Origin of the sequence: Sphingobium salicis subsp. salicis (assembly GCF_049472635.1) — a bacterium.
In the GTDB taxonomy this organism is placed as follows: domain Bacteria; phylum Pseudomonadota; class Alphaproteobacteria; order Sphingomonadales; family Sphingomonadaceae; genus Sphingobium; species Sphingobium yanoikuyae_A.
This window is the reverse complement of sequence record NZ_JAYRCS010000002.1, coordinates 485,407-504,260: the sequence shown is the minus strand read 5'-3', so window position 1 is coordinate 504,260 and position 18,854 is coordinate 485,407. Positions and strand designations below refer to the sequence as shown.

The 18,854-nt window shown below is 62.8% G+C and carries 15 protein-coding genes and 1 pseudogene; 9 read left to right on the top strand and 7 right to left on the bottom strand.

Going from position 1 to position 18,854, the window contains the following annotated elements; all coding sequences use genetic code 11:
• The 5 genes and pseudogenes from VHN57_RS26880 to VHN57_RS26860 all read right to left on the bottom strand — a co-directional run.
• Positions 1 to 227: pseudogene (locus VHN57_RS26880) on the bottom strand (c-type cytochrome); the annotation flags it as partial.
• Entirely contained in the window at positions 224 to 820 is a 597-nt protein-coding gene (locus VHN57_RS26875; RefSeq protein WP_423286524.1) for a cytochrome c oxidase assembly protein, read from the bottom strand. The pseudogene VHN57_RS26880 and the gene VHN57_RS26875, both read right to left, overlap by 4 nt.
• On the bottom strand, positions 817 to 1,194 hold the full coding sequence (locus tag VHN57_RS26870; RefSeq protein WP_125990379.1) for a hypothetical protein: 378 nt from the start codon (positions 1,192 to 1,194) through the stop codon (positions 817 to 819). The genes VHN57_RS26875 and VHN57_RS26870 overlap by 4 nt, the downstream gene beginning before the upstream one ends.
• On the bottom strand, positions 1,191 to 3,713 hold the full coding sequence (locus VHN57_RS26865; RefSeq protein ID WP_423286522.1) for a cbb3-type cytochrome c oxidase subunit I: 2,523 nt from the start codon (positions 3,711 to 3,713) through the stop codon (positions 1,191 to 1,193). Before VHN57_RS26865 ends, VHN57_RS26870 begins: the two co-directional genes overlap by 4 nt.
• Positions 3,710 to 4,678, bottom strand: a complete 969-nt coding sequence (locus tag VHN57_RS26860) for a cytochrome c oxidase subunit II (protein ID WP_423286520.1) — start codon at positions 4,676 to 4,678, stop codon at positions 3,710 to 3,712. The genes VHN57_RS26865 and VHN57_RS26860 overlap by 4 nt, the downstream gene beginning before the upstream one ends.
• Before the next feature lie 182 nt (positions 4,679 to 4,860).
• Here VHN57_RS26860 and VHN57_RS26855 point away from each other — a divergent pair, with 182 nt between their 5' ends.
• The 8 genes from VHN57_RS26855 to VHN57_RS26820 all read left to right on the top strand — a co-directional run bounded on the left by VHN57_RS26855 (position 4,861) and on the right by VHN57_RS26820 (position 15,472).
• Complete coding sequence (locus tag VHN57_RS26855) at positions 4,861 to 5,289, top strand: DUF2231 domain-containing protein (protein WP_069339012.1); 429 nt, start codon at positions 4,861 to 4,863, stop codon at positions 5,287 to 5,289.
• Positions 5,286 to 6,581 (top strand): PQQ-dependent sugar dehydrogenase, encoded by a 1,296-nt coding sequence (locus VHN57_RS26850; protein ID WP_423286518.1) that lies wholly within the window; start codon positions 5,286 to 5,288, stop codon positions 6,579 to 6,581. The genes VHN57_RS26855 and VHN57_RS26850 overlap by 4 nt, the downstream gene beginning before the upstream one ends.
• A gap of 28 nt (positions 6,582 to 6,609) precedes the next feature.
• The gene (locus tag VHN57_RS26845) at positions 6,610 to 6,837 is read left to right on the top strand and encodes a hypothetical protein (RefSeq protein ID WP_017503822.1); all 228 of its coding nucleotides are present in this window, start codon (positions 6,610 to 6,612) and stop codon (positions 6,835 to 6,837) included.
• Positions 6,838 to 7,101: 264 nt separating this feature from the next.
• A complete protein-coding gene (locus tag VHN57_RS26840; RefSeq protein WP_423286515.1) occupies positions 7,102 to 9,348 on the top strand; it encodes an acyl-CoA dehydrogenase in 2,247 nt (748 codons plus the stop codon).
• Positions 9,345 to 10,631: an acetyl-CoA C-acetyltransferase gene (locus VHN57_RS26835; RefSeq protein WP_423286513.1), complete on the top strand. Its 1,287-nt coding sequence runs from the start codon at positions 9,345 to 9,347 to the stop codon at positions 10,629 to 10,631. Before VHN57_RS26840 ends, VHN57_RS26835 begins: the two co-directional genes overlap by 4 nt.
• Positions 10,632 to 10,639: 8 nt before the next feature.
• On the top strand, positions 10,640 to 12,733 hold the full coding sequence (locus VHN57_RS26830) for a 3-hydroxyacyl-CoA dehydrogenase NAD-binding domain-containing protein (protein ID WP_423286511.1): 2,094 nt from the start codon (positions 10,640 to 10,642) through the stop codon (positions 12,731 to 12,733).
• A complete protein-coding gene (locus VHN57_RS26825; protein WP_423286509.1) occupies positions 12,730 to 14,574 on the top strand; it encodes an acetyl-CoA hydrolase/transferase C-terminal domain-containing protein in 1,845 nt (614 codons plus the stop codon). The genes VHN57_RS26830 and VHN57_RS26825 overlap by 4 nt, the downstream gene beginning before the upstream one ends.
• 58 nt (positions 14,575 to 14,632) lie before the next feature.
• Entirely contained in the window at positions 14,633 to 15,472 is an 840-nt protein-coding gene (locus VHN57_RS26820; protein WP_423286507.1) for a formate/nitrite transporter family protein, read from the top strand.
• Positions 15,473 to 15,481: 9 nt separating this feature from the next.
• Here VHN57_RS26820 and VHN57_RS26815 read toward each other — a convergent pair whose 3' ends face one another.
• Positions 15,482 to 16,201, bottom strand: coding sequence for a glutathione S-transferase (locus VHN57_RS26815; protein ID WP_313230971.1), 720 nt, complete (start codon positions 16,199 to 16,201; stop codon positions 15,482 to 15,484).
• Between the two features lie 267 nt (positions 16,202 to 16,468).
• Here VHN57_RS26815 and VHN57_RS26810 point away from each other — a divergent pair, with 267 nt between their 5' ends.
• Positions 16,469 to 16,678: a hypothetical protein gene (locus VHN57_RS26810; protein WP_423286505.1), complete on the top strand. Its 210-nt coding sequence runs from the start codon at positions 16,469 to 16,471 to the stop codon at positions 16,676 to 16,678.
• Positions 16,679 to 16,735: 57 nt separating this feature from the next.
• On the opposite strand, the gene VHN57_RS26805 is transcribed toward VHN57_RS26810, so the two are convergent.
• A complete protein-coding gene (locus VHN57_RS26805; RefSeq protein WP_423286503.1) occupies positions 16,736 to 18,637 on the bottom strand; it encodes a GGDEF domain-containing protein in 1,902 nt (633 codons plus the stop codon).
• Positions 18,638 to 18,854: the final 217 nt, after the last annotated feature.

Genomic DNA, 18,854 nt, shown 5'->3' with positions numbered 1-18,854 from the left:
GCTGCACTGACCAGGCCCTCATCGTCGAGCGGGTCGGGCGGTGCGTCCAGCCAGGCATAAGTCCGCACGGAATTGCGCATCGTCCAGTGAAGGAACCAGTCGGTAATACGCCAATGGCCCGACGAAGCGGAAATCTGCATGGCCCCGGACCAGGCGATCAGCATGCCGAGAATCCCAAGTCCGAGCAACGCGACAATTGCGCGCTTCAAGCTGATGCGAATGGTCATGCCGCCCCCCTCTGGCGAAGGAGGCTCGCCAACAGGACAAGACCACCGATGAAATAGCTGGCCCCGCCGACCAGCAGCATGAGGACACCAGCCAGTTGCTGGTCGATCAGCGGGTCGATGCCGGCCAGATGATGATGATCCGCGGCCGCGTAGAGAGGTCTTGGCGCCAGGCCGATCAGGACACCAAGCAACGTCATGTGCATCGATGTCAGCAGCAAGGCACCGATGCCAGCGGCCCGATGATCGGCGCGGAGCACCGATGACCAGAGCAGCAGACCTACGCCAAGGAAACTGACCTGCTCGAGCCCCAGCACTGGCAAGGACGTCATTGTCGCCGCGCGAAGGGCCGGCAGGTGCCAGAGCCAGACCGTGACAAGTTCCACCAGCATCATCGCCATAGGGGTTATAAGGCCGGGCCAGAGACGCGCAGGATCAAGCCGCCCTTGCGACAGGCCAATGGCAAGAAAAGGCGCTGCAATCGCCACGGCAATCATATGGCCTGCCATATGGCCAGTCATGCCAAGCGGAACGCCAGCCAGGAGCCAGCCGATCGGTACCAGCGCGAGGCCGGCGGCAAGTGCGGCACGTTTCATCGGCAGTCCCGCAGGAAGATGACCGGAAGCGCCGTGAACAGCACCCCGACGAAGCTCAGCCCTGCCAGGAGCAAGGTCGACTTGGCCAGGAAACGGAGCCGGTCGATCCGGGTCGAGTCCTCATGGGGCGGCGGATTGCCCGGCAGGCGTGCCTGCGCCCAGGCGATCCATCCCGAAAGCCCGATCATCAGCAGCGCAAGCATCGTGCCGATGACGAACAGCAGCGGAAAACTGGCAAAGCGCCCGGCCTTGGCACAGGAAATGGCCGCCCAGAGATAGGAGGCGAGGAAATGCCCCGCCCAGATAGCTGGTGGAATGATGAGCGTCCAGAGCGTGACCTTGAGCCGCTCATGCCATTTGCCTCGCTCGCTCATGTGATCTGCGGGAACAGGCCGATCGTCGCATAGGTGACGATCGCGGTTAGCGCATAGAAATGCATGTAGACGGTGACGTTGCGCAGGTCCGCGTCATGCACCGGGTCCATGCGCCCGGCGAGACTGCGCGCCAGTGCATAGCCCTGCATGATGGCGGCAACGCCCGCATGGGCCGTGGCCCAGATCGCGAGGGTCCACACGATTGCAGGATAGCTGTGCGCCTGCGGGTCCATGCCATGGGTCCATGGTCCGGCCAGACCCGCCCCAATTCCGGCAAGGCTGAGCACCAGCGCGACCAGGAGGAAAAGCCGGGCCATGCCCACATACTTGCGGGCATGCACCTCGCGCGCGCCTAGCGTCAGCAGCCAGCTTGCGATGCCCAGGAAGAGCGCAATCATCGGCCAGGCCAAGCCGGGTCCGTCCGCCAGAGCGACCGGCGGGAAATCGGCATGGCGGGTCCAGAAGAAGAAATAGCCAAAGACGAGCCCGGAAAAAGCCGTCGCATCGGCCATCATCGTGATGAACATCGCCCACCAGCCTGGCGCCGATGGCCCGGACAGATATAGCGGCAGTTCAAGGCCGTGTCCGATCGGTTTGCTGGGCTTTTCCGGAATTTCAGCCGTCCCGGTCCATAGCCACCACAGGGCGAGAGCGAGTGTGGCGATGCCACTGACGAGCGCAGCCCAATAGAGATGATAGGTGGTGAGGATAAAGACCCCGCCGAGCGCGACCGCCGTCAGCATGGGCTTGATGCTCGGGGTTCCCAGGCGGATCACTGCCAGTGGCCGGGCATCAAGGACGCTCGTGACGATCGTCTCGCGTCGCCCTTCCTCTGCATCGGGCAGGAAGAAGCGGCCCTCATCCACCTTGCGCACGAAATCTGTCTGGTCCCAGATCGGGTAGCGGCTCTCGATCAATGGCACCGACCTTATGCCCCAGTCCTCGTCCTCGGGATGGGCGAGCCACTCCAGCGTGCCCGCATTCCAGGGATTGCGGACGGTCCGAACACGGCGCGGCGAGAGGCTAAGATCGACGCATATCACCGCCACCCCCGCGGCAAACAGCCAGGCCCCCAGGGTGGACGCCATATTGAGCCCGCCCAGCCCCAGCTCGGCCGGATAGGTGAAGACGCGGCGCGGCATGCCCATCAACCCGGAAAGATGCATCGGGAAGAAGGTCAGGTTGGCACCGACAAACAGCATCCAGAAAGCGATCCGGCCAAGCCGGTCGGACAGCTTCTTGCCCGTCACCAGCGGCCAATAATAATAGAGGCCGGCAAAAAGCGGCATCAGCGTACCACCGATCAGCACATAATGGAGATGGGCGACGACGAAATAGCTGTCATGCGCCTGCCAGTCGAACGGTGCCACCGCCACCATCACGCCGGTAAGACCACCGATCACGAAAATGGCGAGGCTACCGGTCGCATAGAGAAGGGGCGTCGACCAAGTGACCCGCCCCGCCCACAGCGTTGCTATGAACACGAAGATCTGGACGCCGGTCGGAATGGCCACGGCTTCGGAGGCGGCCGAGAAAAACGCCAGGCTGATCTTCGGCAGCCCGGTGGTGAACATGTGGTGGACCCACAGGCCGAAGGACAGGAAAGCAGTACCCACGGCCGCCAGCACGATCCACGGATAGCCCAGGAGATGGCGGTTGGCGAAGGTCGGCACCAGCATCGCGAACAACGCGATCGAGGGCAGGAATATGATGTAGACCTCGGGATGACCGAAGATCCAGAACAGATGCTGCCACAGGAGCGGATCCCCGCCCCGGCGCGCATCGAAGAAGGGCCAGTTCAGCAGCCTCTCCATTTCGAACAATATGTCGCCGGCGATGAGCGGCGGAAAGGCAAAGAGGATCATCACCGCCACGACCAGTATGTACCAGGCATATAGCGGCATGAGATTGAGCCGCATGCCCGGCGGTCGACATTTGAGCACGCCGACGATCAGTTCGACGGCGGCGGCGACCGACGACACCTCGATGAAGGAAAGACCGAGCATCCAGATATCGGCTCCGAGCCCCGACAGGTCGGTCCGGGTGGTCAGCGGTGGATACATGAACCAGCCGCCGTCAGGGGCGGCATTGAAGAAGATAGATCCCCCAACGAACAGCCCGCCGATCAGGAAGGACCAGTAGCCAAAGGCCGACAGGCGGGGAAAAGGCAGGTCGCGCGCGCCCAGCAATTGCGGCAGCAGGATGATCGACACCGCCTCGAACATCGGCACGGCGAAGAGAAACATCATCATCGAGCCGTGCAGGGTGAAGAGCTGGTTGAAGGTGCCAGGCCCGACCAGATCATTGTCGGGCACGGCAAGCTGGGTGCGCATGATGAGCGCGAGCATGCCGGCAAAGAGCATGAAGCCGAAGGCGGTCAGCACATACCAGACGCCGACGCGATTATTGTTGCAGTCGGTCCAGCGCAGGAAGATCCCCCTGGGCGGTGCCCACACCGCGCGCAACCTTTCTTCCTGCGCCGCGCGGAGCGCCGGGTCATCCTGATCGTGGAGGCTCATTTCAGCCCCTCGAGATAATGAGCAATGGCAATGGCCTCCTGCTCGGACAGCTGGGGATAGGCGGGCATGCGCGCGCCTGGCTTTGCGATCTGGGGCGCACGGATGAAGGCCGCGATATTGGCGGTGGTCGGTGGCAATATCCCTGCCCCCAGCGTCCGCCTTTGCCCGAAACGGCTAAGGTCAGGCCCGATTGCCGCATGATGCGCGGTTCCCCGGATGGCATGGCAGGCGCCGCAGCCATGCGCATCGAAGAGGGACTGACCCCTCGATGAAACCAGGCCCGTGCCGGCCCCGCGCGCGTCCGCCAGCCATGCGTCGAAATCCGCTGGGTTCATGGCAATCACGTCGAAGGCCATCAGCGCGTGCGACAGGCCGCAAAACTCGGCGCAAACGCCCCGGAAGCGGCCGGCCTTTTCGGCGCGCACGACCAGCCTGTTGGTCCGTCCGGGGATCATGTCCATCTTGCCGGCAAGACCGGGGATCCAGAAACTGTGGATCACGTCCTGCGCGCCGAGTTCAAGGATCACCGTCCGCCCCACGGGAAGGCGGATCTCATTGGCAGAAACAAGTCCAGGCCCTGCGCGTGATGCCCCATAGGCGACCCGCCACCAGAATTGCTCGCCCTCGACCCGAATGGTGAGGTCGCCAGGCGCCGTGTCGCGCGGGCGCATGGCAGGCAAAGCGTAGAGAAGCAGCGCGCCAAGGATCAAGGCCGGGCCGATGGCGCCCAGCCACAAGATGATCCGCATGCCGCCATGATGGCTGAGCGCCCCTTCCGGAGCGCGAAGCGCGCGAACATAGATGAGGACCATGACCATCACGATGATCGCCGCACCGATGGTCAACAGGATCGCCATCTCGCGCACCTGCCGCGCTTCGGCGCCGAAGACATGGAGGGCCGACTGCTGCGCATTGCAGGCGCCAAGGCCGAGCAACATAATGGTCCAGAGCCATGGATTGCGCATTGCGCCCGCGTCACCCCTTTCGCGCCGCATCCGGTGTGCAGCGTCTTTCGTGCCAACACGCGAAGCGGCATCAGGTTCAAACATTTCTGTTTCGTAACAAGTGGATGAATTGCCGGTGTCGGCGAAACCAAAAGCCATCCGGCGCATTGGCGAGGGATCATTCTTCGACAAGGAGACATGTTTTGCCCAGCGCCCCGCCGCGCACCCGGCCCTTGCTCCATCCGCTTCACGGCCTGCTGCTCGCTTGGCCGGTCGCCCTTTTTCCCGCTGCCCTGCTGTCGGACATCACCTATCTCAACAGCGCGGAAATCCAGTGGAGCAATTTTTCGGCCTGGCTGATCACCGGCGCGCTGATCGGCGGCGGCCTAGTACTGCTATGGGCCTTGATCGCACTGGCGCGCGCCAAAGGGTCGGCACGTCGGCAGCATGGCCTTTATCTGCTGCTGTTGGCGCTGATGTGGGCCTGCGGGCTCATCAACGCCTTCCAGCATAGCCGCGACGGCTGGAGTTCAGTCGGGACCATCGGCCTCATCCTCTCCCTCCTCAGCAGCCTGGCTGCCCTTGCCGCGGGCTGGACGGCCTTTGCCGGCTATCGGGAGGTTCGGCCATGACCGTGCGTGCCCTCATCCTGGGCGCCAGTCTCCTGGCCCTTGCCGCCTGCGGGCGCAGCCAGCCTGGCCTTGACCAGACCGGTGCGCAGCCGGACCTGCCCGATCAGCGCCAGACATTGCTGCCGCCGATGAAAATCGCGACGCCCGCTGGCTGGGGGAATGAGAAGCCGTCGGCGCCGGCCGGCTTTAGCGTGACGGCCTTTGCCACCGGGCTCGCCATTCCCCGCCAGATGCTGGTGCTGCCCAATGGCGACATCCTGGTGGCGGAAGGGTCGGGCGGTTCGGCCCCTGCCCTGAGGCCCAAGGATGTCATCGCGACCCAGATCAAGGCCATGGGGAAGACCTCGGTCAAGGGTGGCAATCGCGTCACCCTGCTGCGCGATGCCGATGGCGATGGCCGCGCCGAATTGCGCAGTGCGCTCATCACCGGATTGAATGCGCCCTATGGCCTCGCCCTGGTCGAGGGCCAGCTCTATGTCGCGACACAGGACGCGCTGCTGCGCTTTCCCTATCGCGAGGGCGAGACGCGCATCACCATACCGGGCGTCGAAGTGACCAGATTGCCCTCGCGCATCAATCATCACTGGACCAAGTCGCTGGCAGCTGGCCCGGACGGATCGAAACTCTATGTCGGTATCGGCTCCAACAGCAATGTCGGCGAACGCGGCATGGCGGTGGAGGAAGATCGCGCCGTCATCTGGGAGGTCGATCGCCAGTCCGGCATGCATCGCACCTATGCCTCGGGCATCCGCAATCCGACAGCACTTGCCGTTGAGCCGCAGACGCGCCGGCTCTGGGCCGTGGTGAACGAACGCGATGAGCTCGGACCGCAACTGGTGCCCGATTATATGACTTCGGTTCGTCCCGGGGCCTTTTATGGCTGGCCCTACAGCTATTGGGGACAGAATGTCGATCCGCGGGTGCGTCCGCAGCAGCCCGATATGGTGCGACGCGCGATCCGGCCAGATTATGCCCTGGGATCCCATGTCGCGGCACTCGGCATCAGCTTTGCAACCGGCGCCGGTCTTGGCCCCGCCTATGCGCAGGGCGCCTTCGTCGGGCAGCATGGCAGCTGGAACAGGCAGGATCTGGCCGGCTACAAGGTGGTCTTCATCCCCTTCGCCAATGGTCGCCCCGCCGGCAAACCCCAGGACTTCCTGACCGGGTTCATCAAGGATGGACATGCGCGCGGACGTCCGGTGGGCGTAAGCTATGATCCGGTCCATGGCGCGCTGCTGGTCGCCGATGACCTGTCCAACAGCGTCTGGAGGATAGCCCCAACCCGTCGCTGACATGAGGCAAAGAGCAAGGAGAGAGAAAATGGAGAAACGACAGGAAGATGGCGAAACGGTAACCCATCTCTCGAAAGTCGAGGCGCGCAGCGGATCGCGAACGACCGTGACCCGGTCGATATTGGTCACAAGCCTTGCGCTGGTCATCGCGGTTCTGCTCATCGTGGTTGCGATCGGCTATTTCAGGGCCGACCAGACCGGCGCAGACGAGGTCAATAGCGACAACAGTTCGCAAACAATGTCGGCGCCAAATTGACATAACCGACATGACACCCGCCAGCAAATCCATCGCGATGGACGCACTGGCAAGGTGGATTGGCGACAAACTGCCCTGATCATTGCGAGCGGCCATCAATCGGGCAACGGCCCGTCCTTTCCATGGAGCGCTTCATCGCGCATGCCGCCGCACCCGCTGTTGGTTCGAAGGACATTTTGCGGCCGATTTTCAGGCGAGGCTTCCTGTCGCGACGGATCATGTGCGGGGTCTTCCGCGTTCATGGGGCAAGCAAAAAGGACAGAGATGATGCTTGCCAACGCCCGCCGTGAAATCCTCACCCGCCCGATCTTCTCCCTCGTCGAGGCAGCCCTGCCCGCCCTTTCCGCTACGGAGAGCGAAGCGATCGAGGCGGGCAACAGCTGGTGGGACGCGGCCCTCTTTACCGGCAATCCGGATTGGGATCAGCTTCTTGCCGTGCCGCCCGCCAGGCTGACCGCCGCAGAACAGGCATTCATGGATGGCCCTGTCGAACAGCTGTGCGGCATGATCGACGACTGGCGCATGACCTGGGAAACGCACGACCTGTCGCAGGAAGCCTGGGACTATCTCAAGCAGGAAAAATTCTTCGGCATCATCATTCCCGAGGAATATGGCGGCCTTGGCTTCTCCAATTTCGCCCATAGCGAGATTGTCCGCAAGATCGCCACCCGATCCGTATCTGCGGCGGTCACTGCGATGGTCCCCAACAGCCTGGGACCGGGTGAACTCATCCTGCGCTTTGGAACCAAGGAACAGCAGCGCTACTGGCTGCCGCGGCTGGCGGACGGACGCGAAATTCCCGCCTTTGGCCTGACCAGCCCGGAAGCCGGCTCCGATGCCGCCGCGATGGTCGACGAAGGCGTCATCTGCAAAGGTCAGTGGGACGGCGAGGAGGTGGTGGGCATCCGCCTCAACTGGCGCAAGCGCTATATTACCCTGGGTCCGGTCGCGACGCTGCTGGGCCTCGCCTTCAAGCTTCGCGATCCCGACCATCTGCTGGGCGGGCAGGAAGAAATCGGCATCACGGTCGCGCTGGTCCCCACCGACCTGCCCGGCGTGTCGATCGGGCGCAGGCACATTCCCTCGATGCAGAGTTTCCAGAACGGCCCCAATGAGGGCCATGACGTGTTCATCCCGCTCGACAACATCATCGGCGGCCCTGATCGCGTCGGACAGGGCTGGAAAATGCTGATGAGCGCCCTGGCGGCCGGCCGGGGCATTTCCCTGCCCTCCCTGTCTGCAGCCGCCGGCGCTTTTGCTGCCCATACGACCGGCGCCTATGCGCGGGTCCGCTCCCAGTTCAACCTGCCGATCGGCAAGTTCGAGGGGATACAGGAGCGGCTGGCGCGGATCGCGGCCAATGCCTATCTGCTCGATGGCGCGCGCCGCCTGACCTGCGCGGGTCTTGACCAGGGCAACCACCCCGCCGTCATTTCCTCAATCCTCAAGCTCCACGCGACCGAACGCATGCGGACCGTCATCAACGACGCGATGGACGTGCATGGCGGCAAGGGCGTGATCGACGGGCCCAATAATTACCTCGGCAACCAGTATCGCGCGATCCCGGTCGGGATCACGGTCGAAGGCGCCAATATCCTCACCCGCAGCCTGATGGTGTTCGGCCAGGGCGCGATCCGCTCCCATCCCTATCTGCTCCAGGAAATCCGCGCGGTCGCCGATGCCAATCGCGGACGGGCGCTGGCGCAGTTCGACGATGTGCTGTGGAAGCATGTCGGCCACGCGCTCAAGACCGCGATCCGGGCCTTCGCCCGCAACTGGACCGGCGGCCTGTTTGCGCCAGCGCCCAAGGCCGGGCGCGCGACCCGCTATTATCGCCAGATGAGCCGCTATGCCGCGGCCTTTGCCTTCATATCCGACATTGCCTTCCTGACCCTGGGCGGCGAGCTCAAGCGGCGGGAACTCCTCTCTGCCCGGCTGGGCGACATACTGTCGGAACTCTATCTTCTTTCCGGCGCCCTCAAGCGCTGGGAGGATGAAGGGCGACAGGATGATGACCTTCCCCTGCTCGCCTGGTGCATGGACAGCGGCTTTGCCACGATCGAACAAAGGTTCGTCGAGATCATCGAGAATTTCCCCGCGCGGCCCGTCGGCTGGATGCTGCGCCTGTTCATCCTCCCCTTTGGCCGGCGTCGTCATGGCCCGACGGACCGGACCATCCGCCAGTGCGCGCAGATCATCCTGGAACCCTGCCCGGCGCGCGAACGGCTGATCGACAATGTCTTCATCGGCGGCCCGGAAGAACCCGTCGCCCGCCTGACCGAAGCCTTCCGCCTGATGGTCGATACCCAGCCGATCCACGACCGGCTGCGCAAGGCGCGGATCAAGGATTGGGCCAAGGCGCACGAGCGCGGCCTGCTGTCGAGCGCAGAGCTGGCGCAGCTTGAAGAAGCCGATCGCGCGGTCGCGGACGTCATCGCCGTGGATGATTTTGCACCCGAGGAGCTGCCGCGCAATTCTGCTGCATCGGACCTGGCGCAGGCCGCCGAATGAGCCGGCCGGTCTATATTGTCGATGGCGCCCGCACGCCCTTTCTCAAAGCGCGCGGCGGCCCCGGTCCGTTCACGCCTGTTGACCTGGCAGTGCAATGTGGGCGCTCGCTCCTGCTGAGGCAGAAATTTGCCCCCACCGATTTCGATCAGGTCATATTGGGGTGCGTCAACGTCATCGCCGATGAAGCCAATCCGGCGCGTGTCGCCGCGCTGCGTCTGGGCTGCGGGACGCAGACGACCGCCTTTACCGTTCAGATCAATTGCGGTTCAGGCATGCAGTCGATGGACACCGCCTACCGCTATATCGCCGATGGCGGCAGCGACCTCATCCTGGCCGGCGGTGCCGAAGCGCTCAGTCACGCGCCCCTCGTGTTTCGGCAGGATGCCGTCCAATGGTTCGCCGCGATGCAGGGCGACAAGAACAGCCCCCTGGCCTCGCTCAAAGCGGCCAGCGGATTTCGCCCCGACTTCCTCAAGCCCATCATCGGATTGGAACGCGGCCTCACTGATCCCATCACCGATCTTGGCATGGGTCAGACCGCGGAAATATTGGCGCACCTCTTTTCAATCTCGCGGGCGAACGCGGACGCCTATGCGGTCGAAAGCCACAAGCGTCTTGCCCGGGCGCAAGCGGAGGGATGGCTGGAGGGCGAACTTGTTCCCGCTTTTGCCAGGGATGGGACCGTATATTCCCAGGATGATGGCGTGCGGCCCGACAGCAGCACAGAGAAGCTCGCGACGCTGAAGCCCGTTTTCGAGCGCCCTTATGGGAAGGTCACTGCGGGCAATAGTTCGCAGATCAGCGACGGCGCCTGCTGGACCATCCTCGCCTCGCAAGAGGCCGTCGAGCGCCATGGCCTTATGCCCCGCGCGCGGATCATCGACAGCCAGTGGTCGGCGATTGATCCCGCCATCATGGGCCTAGGCCCAGTGCTCGCCTCAACGGCACTCCTCAAACGCAATGGTCATGCATTGGCGGACATCGATCTGTGGGAATTGAATGAAGCCTTCGCTGCGCAGGTGCTGGCATGTCTTGCGGCATGGGAGGACGAGGACTTCTGTCGTACCATATTGGGCCTTGAGGGGGTAGCCGGGCGCATCGACCCCTCGCGCCTCAATGTCGATGGCGGCGCGATTTCCCTGGGGCACCCGGTGGGCACGAGTGGCACGCGGATCGCGCTGCATCTCGTTCAAGCGATGGAGCGGCTCGGGCTGAGGCGCGGCATCGCCACCGAATGTATCGGCGGCGGCCAGGGCGGCGCCATGTTGATCGAACGGCTGTGAAGGAGACCATGATGAACGATCCTGTCTGGTCCTTTCTGGCCGATCGCGATCTGGAGACCGGTCCCGCGCCCCATCGCGCGGAGGCCCTGCATCACTGGCGCTTCACGCGCGACGCCCAAGACATTGGCTGGGCTGTCCTCGATCAGCAGGGAACGGACACCAATCTGCTGTCCCAGGCCGTGCTCGAAGAGCTTGACCATATACTCGACATGATGGCGGACCGTGCGCCCCGGGCGCTGGTCATTCGCTCAGGCAAGAAACAGGGCTTTCTTGCCGGCGCGGATATCAGCGAATTTCGTGACATGCGCGACGAGGCGATGGTGCGCGACCGGATCGCCGCCGCGCATGCGATCGTCGACCGTCTCGAAGCGCTGACCTTTCCGACCATTGCGGTCATCCACGGCTATGCCATGGGTGGCGGTCTCGAGGTCGCGCTGGCGTGCCATCAGCGCATTGCCATCGAAGGGACAAGGCTCGGCTTCCCCGAAGTGCAGCTTGGCCTGCATCCAGGGCTCGGCGGCACGGCGCGCTTTACCCATTTATGCGATCCGATCGCGGCGATGGAACTGATGCTGACCGGCAAGTCGATCGATGCTGGCTATGCGAAAGACATGGGGCTGGTCGATGCGGTCGTCCCCGAGCGCCACGTCCACGCCGCCATCATCGCAGCGGTAGATGGAAATATGGATCAGGGCCGTCAGGCATTGCTGGATCGCCTGAAGGACGCCGCGCCAGTCCGCCATTTGGCGGCGCGGCAGATGCGCAGCCAGGCTGAAGCCAGGGCACCCTTGGCCCATTATCCCGCGCCCCATGCGCTCATCGACCTTTGGGAAACTCATGGTGGCGACCGGGAGGCGATGAAACAGGCGGAGATCATCTCCTTCGCGCATCTCATGATGAGCGACAGCGCGCAAAATCTCATCCGCGCCTTTTTCCTGCGCCAGAAGCTCAAGACACTGGCTGGGCCGGAAACGAAGACGATCGCCCATGTCCATGTCATCGGTGCGGGCGCGATGGGCGGCGACATCGCGGCCTGGTGCGCCTGGCGCGGTCTGCGCACCAGCATTTCCGACGTGAAGCCAGAGCCGATTGGCGCTGCTCTTGGCCGAGCCGCGAAGCTGTACGAAAAGCTCGCCCATGGAGATCGGCTCAAGGTTCGCGATGCGCTGGATCGGTTGATCCCTGACCCGGATGGTGCGGGCATCGCCAAAGCCGACCTCCTGATCGAGGCTGCCCCGGAAAAGGCCGATCTCAAGCGCACCCTCTATGCGAGCGCCGAGCCACGCATGAAGGACGGCGCAATCCTGGCGACCAACACCTCCTCCATTCCGCTTGAGCAATTGCGCGAGGGGTTACGCCATCCCGAGCGGCTGATCGGCATCCATTTCTTCAATCCCGTGTCGCGGCTCGACCTGGTGGAGGTCATAAGCCATGACGGCGTCGATCCGCAGGTCGAGGCCAGCGCAAAAGCCTTTGTCGGCATGATAGGCAAGCTGCCGGCCCCGGCCCGCAGCGCCCCCGGCTTCATCGTCAACCGGATCCTCACCCCCTATCTGGTCGAGGCGATGACGATGATGGACGAGGGCATCGCGCCCGAGACGATCGACAGGGCGGCAATGGATTTCGGCATGCCCATGGGCCCGCTGGAACTTGCCGATCAGGTCGGCCTCGATATCGGCCTTGCGGTTGCCGACATGCTGAAACGCGAACTGGACTGGCCCATGCCCGCCACGCCGATTTGGCTCCACGACAGGGTTTCGGCGGGTCATCTGGGGGCAAAATCCGGCAAAGGCATATATGCCTGGCAGGATGGCCATGCAGTCAGAAACAGCGCCGCCCCGCCCGCGCCGGACATGGCTGACAGGCTCATCATGCCGATGCTCAACATGGCCGTCGCGGTCCTGCGCGAGAAGGTGACCGATGATCCCGATATCATCGACGCGGCCATGATCTTCGGCACCGGATTTGCGCCCTTTCGTGGCGGACCGCTCCATTATGCCCGCGCACGCGGCGTTGGCGAAGTCAAAGCCGTGCTGGAGGGGCTGCGCGAAGCCCATGGCGAGCGGTTCCGGCCCGATCCGGGCTGGGACATGCTGCAATGAGGACCGGCGGGATCGAGCCCCTGGAACTTGGTTCGGCAGAAGAGGTAGCCGACCGCATCATCGCTCGCACCGACGGGCATATCGTCCTTGGCCTGCCGCTGGGCCTTGGCAAGGCGCCTCATGTCGTCAATGCCCTCTTCGCCCGTGCCAGCGCTGATCCCGCCATCAGGCTTCGTATCTTCACGGCGCTCACGCTCGAGCAGCCCTCGCTTGGCACGGACCTCGAGCGTCGTTTCCTCGAGCCCGTGTTCGAGCGGACAATGGGCGGATATCCCCGCTTTGCCTATGCGCAGGCGCAGCGCGCAGGCGAGATGCCGGCCAATATCGAGGTGAATGAATTTTTCTTCCAGGCCGGCAGCCGGCTCGGCAATGGGGACGCGCAGCGCCACTATATCGCAGCCAATTATACCCATGCGATGCGCTATCTGATCGACCAGGGCGTCAATGTCGTGGCGCAGATCGTCGCGCGACGGGGGAACAGCTATAGCCTCAGCTGCAATAGCGACATGACGCTCGACCTGCTGGCCGAGCGCGATCGGGGCCGGGCCGATTTTGCCCTGATCGGACAGGTCAATGACGAGTTGCCCTTCATGCGCGGGCCGGCCGAAATCCCGTCCGATCGGTTCGCCATCATCCTCGATAGCGCGCACACGCGCTTTCCTCTCTTCGGGCCGCCACGCCAACCCGTAAGCCCTGCCCAGCACGCCATCGGCGCCCATGTAGCCGCGCTGATAGCCGATGGCGGCTCGCTTCAGATCGGCATCGGCGCGATCGGCGACGCGATCGCCCACAGCCTAATCCTGCGGCAGGAACAGCCCGGTGCCTATCGCGCAACGCTCGACCGGCTGGGCGCTCCCGAGCCATGGGAAACCGGCCCCTTTGAGGAAGGCCTATATGCGCCGACCGAGATGCTGGTCGACTGTTTCCTCGATCTCATTAGGGCCGGCATCATCAAGCGCGCAGTGGATGGCGCGATCGTGCATGGCGGCTTCTTCGTTGGCCCGCGCAGCTTCTACGCCGCGCTGCGGGACATGGACGAGAAGCTGCGCGATCGCATCCATATGCGCGAGATCAGCTATATCAATGCGCTGTTTGGCGACGAAGCGGCCAAGCGCAAGGCGCGGCAAAAGGCCCGCTTCGTCAACAGCGCCATGATGGTCACGCTGCTGGGCGCCACGATCTCGGACGGGCTTGAAGATGGCCAGGTCGTCAGCGGCGTAGGCGGGCAGTATAATTTCGTGGCGCAGGCGCTCGAACTCGACGGCGCGCGTTCGATCCTCACCCTGCCCGCCACCCGGCGTCACAAGGGCGAGACCCGGTCCAATATCGTCTGGAGCTATGGCCATGAAACCATCCCGCGCCATTTGCGCGACATGGTCGTGACCGAATATGGCGTTGCAGACCTGCGCGGCCAAAGCGATGAGCAGGTCATCCAGCGCCTGATCGCCATCGCCGACAGCCGTTTTCAGCGCGAACTTGTGGAAATGGCACGGTCCGCGGAAAAGATAGCGCCCGACTGGGACATTCCCGAAGCGCACAGGGATAATCTGCCCGAGCGGATCGGCGCGGCCATGCCCAAGGAGACATTTCCTTCCTTCCCGTTCGGCACGGACTTTACGCAGATCGAGCAGCTGCTGCTGCCGGCGATGCAATATCTGGCAGACCATGCGGCAAGACCCGCCCAGCTGGCCGCCCTGATTGCGCGCGGCCTGCGCGGTGGTCAGCCCGACGAAGCGGAATTGGCCGCGCTCGAGCGCATGGGGCTGGATGCGCCCCATGGCGTCAGGGAGCATAGCTACCGTGCGCTCATCCTGGGAGCCTTGCGCAGTGCCGGACAGTAAGAACAGGAAAGCGGCGAGAGAGGCAGACGTCATTTCGGCAGACAGGGGAAGGGACCAGATGCATGAAGCCAAGGATAGCCCGCATCCCGATTTGGACGCTGAGGAGGCCGCGCATGTCGAGGAGCGCAGCACGGGTTCGGCAAAGGTGGTCCATGAGGTCGTGCGGCTCCAGGGCGAGGAAGAGCTGGATCGACCGATCCTCGCACTCATGCTTTCTGGCCTGGCCGCCGGCCTCGCGATCACCCTGTCGCTCATGTCCGAGCTGTTCCTGCGGGCAAGGCTGCCCGACACAGACTGGGCGCCTCTCATCTATCTGCTGGGCTATCCGGTCGGATATCTGATCGTGATCATGGGGCGGCTGCAGCTCTTTACCGAAAGCACGGTCACAGCGGTGCTGCCCGTCGCGACCCGTCCGAGCCTTGGCAATCTGGGCCGGCTCGCGCGCCTGTGGGGCTGCGTGCTGGCCGGGAACCTTGTCGGCGTCACGCTCGTAAGCGCGCTGATGGCCGGTGAGGTCATCATCACGCATGAACAGCGCATCGTGGCGCTGGATATTCTCGCCAAGCTCGAATGGCAGGACTGGTCGAAAACCCTGATGCTCGGCATTCCGGCGGGCTTCATCATGGCCGCGATTGCCTGGGCCCTGCCCAATGCCAGGGGCAGCGAATTCTGGGCGATCTTCCTCCTCACCTATGTCATCGGCCTTGGCGGCTTTTCGCATGTCGTCACCGGCTCGTCCCAGATCAGCTTCCTCTGGCTGAGCGGCGAGGTCAGTTTCCAGCAGGCCTGGTTCGGCTTCTCCCTCCCTGCGCTGGTCGGTAATATCATCGGTGGAAGCGGCCTGTTCGCGGTCCTGGCCCATGGGCAGATGCGAAGCGACCTTACCGAAGGGGGATAGCGTTCGGTTTCAAACACCGCCGGCGGGCAGAACTGCGCGCAGAGACTTCTCGATTTCCCCGCCGCAATAGGCGTCGCCATAGCGCGTCACGCCTCTTGCCTCGAGCCTCGCCAAGGCAGGATGAGCGCGCAGACGCTGGACCAGCTCCATCGTTGCAGGCGCATGTTGGGAGAGCATGGCAGCGATCGCGCCGAAGCGGCTGGCCATTGTGCCCCATAATGTCACGGTCACGATATCGGCCAGATCTGGCTTTGCGATGCCGAGCATGAAACCGTCTCCAGCTTCAAGGCCGTTGGTTGTGCCCACAGCCTCCCAGATGCGCATCCATTTCACCAGCCGAGGAATAAAGCTGGCCCATCGATCCTCCGTCCACATCTGCCGGCCGCCATCCAGCGTCAGTTCGTCAATGATATCATTCGCGTCATTGACGAGCTTGACCGTCAAGGCGCGTTCGCGGGTACCGCCATGCACAAGGGCAAGACGTTCTGCCAGATAGACCATGATTGCTGGCATCTGCGACAGGGCTAATCCGGTTTCATTATCAATCAGGAGGGGTGGCCCCATGAAGGGCACCGGCTGATCCTCCGGAGCCATTTTCATCAGGGCGGCGATCTCACCCTCATCATGTTCGTTCCAGCTCTTGCCCGCGAAGGCAAGCGCGGCCCTGATGAACTGTCCGCGGAATGGCAATGGCCAATAATAGAGCTCGAAATCCTTCACCACCTTCATCCCTCCTTTACGTCGGCACCTTTGCCAGAAGGCTTTCCTGAACATATTGGTTGCCATGGAAATCTAGCGGGCAACCGTCGGGCTATAGCGGTGCGCAGGAACACAATGGCGGAGTTCGCGTTGTCCGACGCCAGCTGCCCTCAGCAGTTTGCAGCGGCAGTTTCGGGGCCGACGCAGGCGATGAGACCGAAGCTTCGATGGGGGCATAGCCTCGAAAAAGGTCTTTTCCGGCAATGATGGTGCAGGTGCGCAGAGAGCTTGGGACGCATGTCGAATGAAATAGGTTCGGTTCGCCAATGGGATGAGGGTGACCTGATGGAAGCCTTCCGTCTTATTCAAAGCGAGCGCCATACCGGTGACGACCAGATAATTTTTGCAGAAATGCGGCGCCGTGGCGGTGGCGGCGCACGTGAGCAGCGCGATGCTTCGAACCGGCCTCGACTGTGGGACTTCGAGCCGGACAAGCCTCTGTGCTGAGATATGGTCGCCAGCCCGGCGCGCGCCAAAGGCGAGGCGTCGCCGGGCCGGAGCACCTCAACCCGCTGCAACCACGTCAGGCGAAAGGGGTCTGTCATTTTGACGAGCGCCCGCCCACTCACCCAGGCGGATTGCGATCTGATCGCGCCCCCCGCGCTTGGCGTCGTAAAGCGCTTCGTCTGCCAGCCGGTAAAGCGTGCCAAAGTCAACGCGGGATGCCGAGGCTGTCACGCCGATACTCACCGTCACCATGCGATTACCGATGATGTCGCCGTGGCTCAGATTGGCCAAAGTTCGCCGCAGGGTTTTTGCAAATTGCTCGATGTTCCCAATTTCAGCTCCTGTGATCATCATCGCAAATTCCTCCCCACCCAGGCGGCACACGGCGCAGGAGGAATTTTCATGCCGTGCGATGCAGCGGCCAATAGCTGCCAGAACGTGATCGCCAGCCTCATGACCATAGACATCGTTGATCGACTTGAACCAATCGACGTCGATCAGGAGCAGGGCAACCAGCGCGCCTGACGCAGGCAAGCCTTCAAGCATCCCGCCGGCTCTTTCCGTGAAACCCCGTCGGTTTGGCAGCCCTGTCAAAACGTCACGGCGGGCAAGCTCATGGGCCTTAGCCTCTGCGAGCCGGGCGAAGTCTCGTTCCATCCGCAACCGGGCATGAGCACGCGAAGCGGCAGCTGAGAGCCACAATGTTTGCCAGGCCGCTGCGAACAGGACCAGAATTTGCGACCCACCGCCCCAGAACATGGCGTCCGCGTCGAAAAAGCTGGTCGACGCAAGAACGGTCATTGGCAGTGCCCAGGCCCCACCGAGGCTCTGCGCCGCGCTGCTTCCCCGTCGCCATGCCTGGCCAATACAGGATGCGACCGCCGTCAGATTGGCCCGGACCAGGAATCCTAGCAGATTGCCGAGCATGTCGAACGGCCCCAAACGCATCAGCGAAAGCGGTAAGCCCAATGCGCACACGCTTGCGGTGAGGCCCAGGACTGTGCGCCTCAACCCCGCGTCGAGATGCTGTCTTTCAAGAGCAGTGACGGCGCTCAAAGTGGCGAGCGTGATGGCGAGACAGGAGAGACCAGTGCAGATTTGCGCCGATACCGCGCTAGCCATGGAGGGAAAGAAGAACAGATGAAGTTGCGACCAGCACGCCCCCCATATGACCATGCAGAATGCCCATGCAGCCTGCCAGCCGGCATGTTGCTGACGGACGGCAAGAGCCAGTGAGGCGTTATAAATCGCGCCCACAATCAGCAGAACGAGCGCAGCACCGGTCAAGGTAGCCAAGCCAGTTGTCTGGGTGGCTTCTTCACCACGCGCGACAAGCCTCATCCGCAGGAGATGCGCGCTCGCCACTTTGTCAAATCTTAAGGTGAAGGCCACGACAGGAACGTCGCGATAGGGCGCGCGGAACGCGAGTTGGCCGCCAGCTCTCCAATAGGTCCCGAAATTACCGCTCCGGACATGTTGCTGCTCGACGGCACCGTCACGATAGATGAAGCGCACGACGAGTCGATCAAATCGAGAGCTGTGGATGATCAGCGACAGATCCTCATGATCGCGCGAGCCTCGGGGCAAGGCGGCATGGAGCCACAATGTACCCTTCTGATAGCCATTAGGATCACCATTACAGGCAAAATGGGATGGGCGCATGTCGTTAGGGGCGATCGATCGGTTCACTGCGTGAGATAGGGCATCGCCAATGCGTAGCAATTCAGCGCGCGCAGGCGGTGCCCAGCCCAAGAGTAGCAGTGCGATCGAGAGAGCATGGGGCAGGCAATCGCCAGAACTTGTCGGGATAAACCCGTGGTCAGAATGCGCCCGTTCATCGCGCGCGCTTAGCATGAAATGCACGACGATGCCGGGCGCGGGTGCATGGCAACTGGGTCCGCTGCAGGCAGCGATCCGCCTGTATTGCGTCAGTTCTCGCCCTAGACTGACGAAGGCCAAAAAATATCTGAGAGTCGCAGAGCAAGAAATTTAATCCAAGTTAAAGATAGTCCCGGTCATGTTGCAAAAGTGGCATCATGATATTCTTGCTGAAAATTACGTAACGATGCCGAAACAAATTTAGAGAATGCAGTTCTTTGGATAATTTCATTGCAGAAGGCCTTGGCGATGGCATCCTAATAGTGTCAAAATTGCAACATCAGCATTATTGTTTTTG

Excerpts from the sequence above, each read along its gene's own strand:
- VHN57_RS26875 (WP_423286524.1), bottom strand. The coding sequence starts at position 820 with ATGAAACGTGCCGCACTTGCCGCCGGCCTCGCGCTGGTACCGATCGGC.
- VHN57_RS26870 (WP_125990379.1), bottom strand. The coding sequence starts at position 1,194 with ATGAGCGAGCGAGGCAAATGGCATGAGCGGCTCAAGGTCACGCTCTGG.
- VHN57_RS26865 (WP_423286522.1), bottom strand. The coding sequence starts at position 3,713 with ATGAGCCTCCACGATCAGGATGACCCGGCGCTCCGCGCGGCGCAGGAA.
- VHN57_RS26860 (WP_423286520.1), bottom strand. The coding sequence starts at position 4,678 with ATGCGCAATCCATGGCTCTGGACCATTATGTTGCTCGGCCTTGGCGCC.
- VHN57_RS26850 (WP_423286518.1), top strand. The coding sequence starts at position 5,286 with ATGACCGTGCGTGCCCTCATCCTGGGCGCCAGTCTCCTGGCCCTTGCC.
- VHN57_RS26845 (WP_017503822.1), top strand. The coding sequence starts at position 6,610 with ATGGAGAAACGACAGGAAGATGGCGAAACGGTAACCCATCTCTCGAAA.
- VHN57_RS26840 (WP_423286515.1), top strand. The coding sequence starts at position 7,102 with ATGATGCTTGCCAACGCCCGCCGTGAAATCCTCACCCGCCCGATCTTC.
- VHN57_RS26835 (WP_423286513.1), top strand. The coding sequence starts at position 9,345 with ATGAGCCGGCCGGTCTATATTGTCGATGGCGCCCGCACGCCCTTTCTC.
- VHN57_RS26830 (WP_423286511.1), top strand. The coding sequence starts at position 10,640 with ATGATGAACGATCCTGTCTGGTCCTTTCTGGCCGATCGCGATCTGGAG.
- VHN57_RS26825 (WP_423286509.1), top strand. The coding sequence starts at position 12,730 with ATGAGGACCGGCGGGATCGAGCCCCTGGAACTTGGTTCGGCAGAAGAG.
- VHN57_RS26820 (WP_423286507.1), top strand. The coding sequence starts at position 14,633 with ATGCATGAAGCCAAGGATAGCCCGCATCCCGATTTGGACGCTGAGGAG.
- VHN57_RS26815 (WP_313230971.1), bottom strand. The coding sequence starts at position 16,201 with ATGAAGGTGGTGAAGGATTTCGAGCTCTATTATTGGCCATTGCCATTC.
- VHN57_RS26810 (WP_423286505.1), top strand. The coding sequence starts at position 16,469 with ATGTCGAATGAAATAGGTTCGGTTCGCCAATGGGATGAGGGTGACCTG.